3 protein-coding genes are annotated in these 4,959 nt (G+C 39.0%); 2 read left to right on the plus strand and 1 reads right to left on the minus strand.

Annotation, left to right across the window (positions count from 1 at the left end):
- Positions 1-1,419 (minus strand): sulfatase-like hydrolase/transferase (locus ABIQ28_RS14705; protein ID WP_348038623.1); only part of this gene is annotated, 1,419 nt, incomplete at its 3' end.
- A 574-nt stretch (positions 1,420-1,993) separates the two neighbouring features.
- Here ABIQ28_RS14705 and ABIQ28_RS14710 point away from each other — a divergent pair.
- A complete protein-coding gene (locus ABIQ28_RS14710) occupies positions 1,994-3,268 on the plus strand; it encodes a ribonucleotide-diphosphate reductase subunit beta (RefSeq protein ID WP_348038625.1) in 1,275 nt (424 codons plus the stop codon).
- The coding region (locus ABIQ28_RS14715) for a ribonucleoside-diphosphate reductase subunit alpha (RefSeq protein ID WP_348038627.1) at positions 3,269-4,959 on the plus strand (1,691 nt) is incomplete at its 3' end. It lies immediately after the preceding gene.

A 4,959-nucleotide genomic window follows, 5' to 3' on the forward strand; every position in this document is an offset into this window, starting at 1 on the left:
AGGATTGGTATCCGATAGATCAAGAGCTTCAAATGGATCTTCTTTTAGGTTGAAAAGTTCATAGCGCGGCTCACTTTCTGGTTGATAGTGATAAACGATTTTCCAGTCTGATTTAACCAAGCTTGTAAAATAGTTACTGCGGTGCGCATGAGGGAAATGATTTAAGAAAATCTCATCACGATTCTTGTTTTCCTTGCCATTCAACTGATCCTGCAAGTCATAACCATCCATGATATAATCTTTTGGAGTCGACACATTCGTAAGATGGCTTAGAGTTGGGAAAATATCCAAAATAGAGCCCAACTGTTCTTGAATCGCATTTTGTGCGATAGGTAATTTTTTTTGATTGCTTGCTTGATCATTTGGTGAAACCCAGGCTGCAATAAAGGGCACGCGCATGCCGCCTTCCCAGTGATTTCCTTTTTTACCTTTTAAAGGAGAAGAGCTGCTATAATCGTTTTCAATTGGCAACGGTGCATCTGATCCGTTATCTCCCAAGAATAAGATGATCGTATTTGCTCCTAGTCCCAAATCTTTAACATGTTGCAGGATATCGCCAAGAGATTTGTCCATGCCCTCAATTAACGTCGCATAGGCTTGAGCATCCTTTGATTTCCCTGAATTCACATAATGCTGTGCAAAACGCTGATCTGAATAAAATGGCGCGTGAACAGCGTAATGAGACATATTAAGAAAAAACGGTTTTCCTTCTTCTTTAGCTTGCGAAATGGCCAGATTGGCCTCTAAAGTCAAAGCTTCGGTTAAAAATATATCTTGGCCGTGGTATTTTTCCAAGCCAGGCACTGCTCTTGGTTTATCGCCGCCTGTATGTCCAAAACCTTCCGTGCCCAAATAACTCCCGGGTTGTCCAATCGAGCTGCCGCCGATATTAACATCAAAACCTATATTAAGCGGATTTTCGCCATCACTATCCATCGGCCCAAAATGTGCTTTCCCGACATGGATTGTTTTATAGCCGTTTTGCTGCAATAGTTTCGGAAGCGTTACTGAGGCTTTAGTAAGTCCTTTCCAATTCCAGTTCGTTGGGCCAAATTCTGTACGATTATTGCTTTCAGGATGTACCCAATTCGTTACTCCGTGGCGCGCAGAATTTTGTCCTGTCATAATGGAGGTTCGCGAAGGTGAACAAACCGAATGTGCATAAAAATTTGTAAATCGAGTGCCTTGTTCTGCTAGTTTCTCCATGTTAGGCGTGATGTAAAAGTCATTCAGCGGAAATTTTTCTGGATGGCCCTTCGCGTCGGTTATAAATGGTACTGATGTATCCATAAGGCCCATGTCATCAATCAGAAAGACGATGATGTTTGGTGGGGTAGGTTCTTTTTTTGTGGTAGCACAGGAGGATGTACAAAGCAATATTAACATTGCAACGGCTGAAAAAGGGATTCTTAAATTCATCTTGATCTTTACTTTCTAATTATAATAGTTGTTTAACGAGCGGAACTCACAAAAATACCAATGTTCTTTTTGGGAATTTGAATTAGCTGATTTCTTATTTGTTCTAAATAAAGGACTAAGTGATATTTTTTCAATTTTCTATGGAAATCAGTTTCAATTCCAGTTTACAAAAAATCATCAACATTTACAAGTATAATCACTCATCACTAAATGAAATATGGTCAAAGAAACAATTCTAATCAGTTTCAACATAATCGTAAAAAAAACAAAAATATTGAAGATTCCGAATCCAATAACTGGGCAGTTTTATTAACATTTCCTTCTTTTTAAACTTTTTTAAACCCTAAAAAACCGGTTTTTTCACTCAGAAATACTTGTTGGTTTCCTATCTTTTTCATAGCGTAAACATTAAATTTTTCAAACCTTCTAACTCTCAGTTATTTCGAAATTTCTTCCAATTGTTATCAATTGTTGATAACCATTTAACAACCTTTTGAGGACGCATTCAAAAGTCATTAATAAATTTGACATCTTTACACCTCGTTTATTTTATTAATTCTTAGTCCTTATTCTCATGGAAATTACCCACGTCATTAAAAGAGATTTTCGCACGAAACTCTTTCATTTACAAAAAATTACAGATGCGATATTAAAAGCGATGACCGCTGCAAATCACGGCGGACCTGAAGATGCACAGCGCATATCTGAGATGGTTTATGGAGCACTTCTTGAAAGAAAAACATTGGATGCGAATTATATTCCTACTGTGGAGGAGGTTCAGGATTTTGTTGAAACCAAATTGATGGAAACTGGATTTTTTGATGTCGCTAAAGGATACATTCTTTACAGAAATCAGCAAACCCAAAAACGCAAATTGAACATCTTTGAAAAGCGGATCAATTTAAAGCCTTATGAATATCCTGCACTCTACGAATATGTCCCGGCGATTCGTCATTCGTATTGGATTCATACTGAATTTAACTTTACAAGTGACATCCAGGATTTTAAAACCCGTCTCACAGAAGTAGAGCAAACTGCAATTAAAAACACGATGCTTGCCATTTCACAAATAGAAGTGGCAGTAAAAAGTTTTTGGGGCGATATTTATCACAGAATGCCAAAGCCAGAGATCGGTTCAGTGGGTGCCACCTTTGCTGAAAGTGAAGTGCGCCATCATGACGCCTATTCGCATTTGCTGGAAATATTAGGATTGAATGAAGAATTTCAGGATCTAAAGAAAAAACCAGCCATTATGATGCGGGTTCAATATTTGGAAACCGCTCTTAAAAATGCAAAAAGTGAAGATAATAAAGACTATGCAGAATCAATTTTGCTATTCTCGCTCTTTATCGAACACGTTTCGTTATTCTCCCAGTTTTTGATTATTATGGCCTTTAACAAGCATAAAAACATGCTTAAGGGTATTTCAAATGTGGTGGAAGCTACTTCAAAAGAAGAGCAAATTCATGGCGACTTTGGAATTGATCTTATCAAAATCATCAAAGACGAAAATCCAGATTGGTTCGATGCGGAATATAATGTCATGATTCAAGCCATGTGTAAAGAAGCCTATGCCGCTGAAAGCAGAATTGTGGATTGGATTTTTGAAGATGGCGAACTTGATTTCCTACCTAAAGCAGTGGTTAATGAATTTATCAAAAACCGTTTCAATAATTCCCTTGAAAGCATCGGTATTTCAAAAATATTTGACATCGACGAAAGTCTGATCGCACAAACCGAATGGTTTGATGATGAGATTATCGGTACCAAACACGGCGATTTCTTCGTGAAACGCTCAATCAACTACAGTAAAAGAACGCAAAGTATAACCAGTGATGACCTTTTTTAAATGAACAATCAAAACCAAACCCTCGACACTCAGACTTCAAAAACAATTTCAGAAACTGACAACCTTTTAAACGCTCGAAAGGAAGCGCTCCATCTTACGGGAGAAAATGAACCGAAAGGCTTTGAATGGCTTAATGAATACAGCCGCAGCTTTTTAGGATCAGGTTATTTAAGCCCAGGCGTCACTGCTGAGGAACGCATTCGCGAGATTGCGGACAGAGCTGAGCAAATATTGGGTATCCCAGGTTATTCAGACAAGTTTTATGGCTATATGTCTGAAGGATTTTTCTCTTTGGCATCACCGGTGTGGTCTAATTTCGGTCAGAAAAGAGGCCTGCCTATCAGCTGTTTTGGATCACATATTGGCGACGATATGGGGAACATTCTATACACGCAGTCTGAAGTGGGGATGATGTCTAAACTTGGCGGAGGAACTTCAGGATATTTTGGAAAAATACGTCATCGTGGTGCTGAGGTCAAAAATAACGGACAAGCATCTGGTGCAGTTCATATCATGCAGTTATTTGAGTCGATGGTGGATGTTGTGAGCCAAGGTTCGGTAAGACGTGGCCGTTTTTCACCGTATTTGCCAGTGGAACACGCTGACATTATGGAGTTCTTGGAAATCGGTACCGAAGGAAATCCTATTCAGGAATTAACCCACGGGGTCACTGTGACCAACGAATGGATGCAGGAAATGGTGGATGGCGATGAGAAAAAGCGTGCGATCTGGGCAAAAGTATTGCAACGTAGAGGCGAAATGGGCTATCCATATATCTTCTTTAAGGACAATGCCAATAACGCTGCCGCAGATGTTTATAAGGATAAGGACCTTCCTATTTACGCCAGTAACTTGTGTACTGAAATCATGTTGCCTTCCAATGACGATTGGTCGTTTGTATGCGTACTTTCTTCAGTCAATTTATTGCATTATGACAAGTGGAAAGATACAGATGCGGTTGAGACGATGGTCTATTTCCTAGACGCCGTGATCACTGAGTTTGTTGATAAATTGGAAGCTTATCGCGATTCAGAAAGTAGAGAGGACAGACAAACGTTCTTGTTTATGGAGCGCGCTTACAATTTTGCCAAAGATAATCGTGCTTTAGGACTTGGGGTTTTAGGCTGGCACTCCTTATTACAATCGAGAATGCTACCTTTAAATAGCGAAAAGGCTTATAATTTGAACAATGAGATCTTTAAGGTCATCAAAGAAAAATCTTATAAAGCTTCAGAAGAATTAGCGGTAATGTTTGGCGAGCCAGAAGTTTTAAAAGGTTACGGACGACGTAATGCGACGTTGAACGCTATTGCGCCAACTACGTCATCAGCTTTCATTTTAGGACAAGTGTCACAAGGTATCGAACCAATTTGGTCGAATGTGTATGTGAAGGATATCGCTAAAATTAAAACCACCATCAAAAATTCTTATTTAGAGGAATTATTGGAGGAGAAAGGCCAAAACACGCAAGAAGTTTGGAGAGACATCCGTAATAACGACGGCTCTGTACAGCATCTTGATTTCCTAACGGAAAACGAAAAAGATGTGTTTAAAACCTATTCAGAAATTGATCAATTAGATTTGATTTACCAAGCGGCTCACCGTCAGAATTATATTGACCAAGGACAGTCGTTAAATATCATCGTGCATCCAGAAATGCCGGTTAAAGAGATTAACAAAATCCACGTTAC

This window comes from Gelidibacter sp. (assembly GCF_039916245.1).
In the GTDB taxonomy this organism is placed as follows: Bacteria; Bacteroidota; Bacteroidia; order Flavobacteriales; family Flavobacteriaceae; genus Gelidibacter.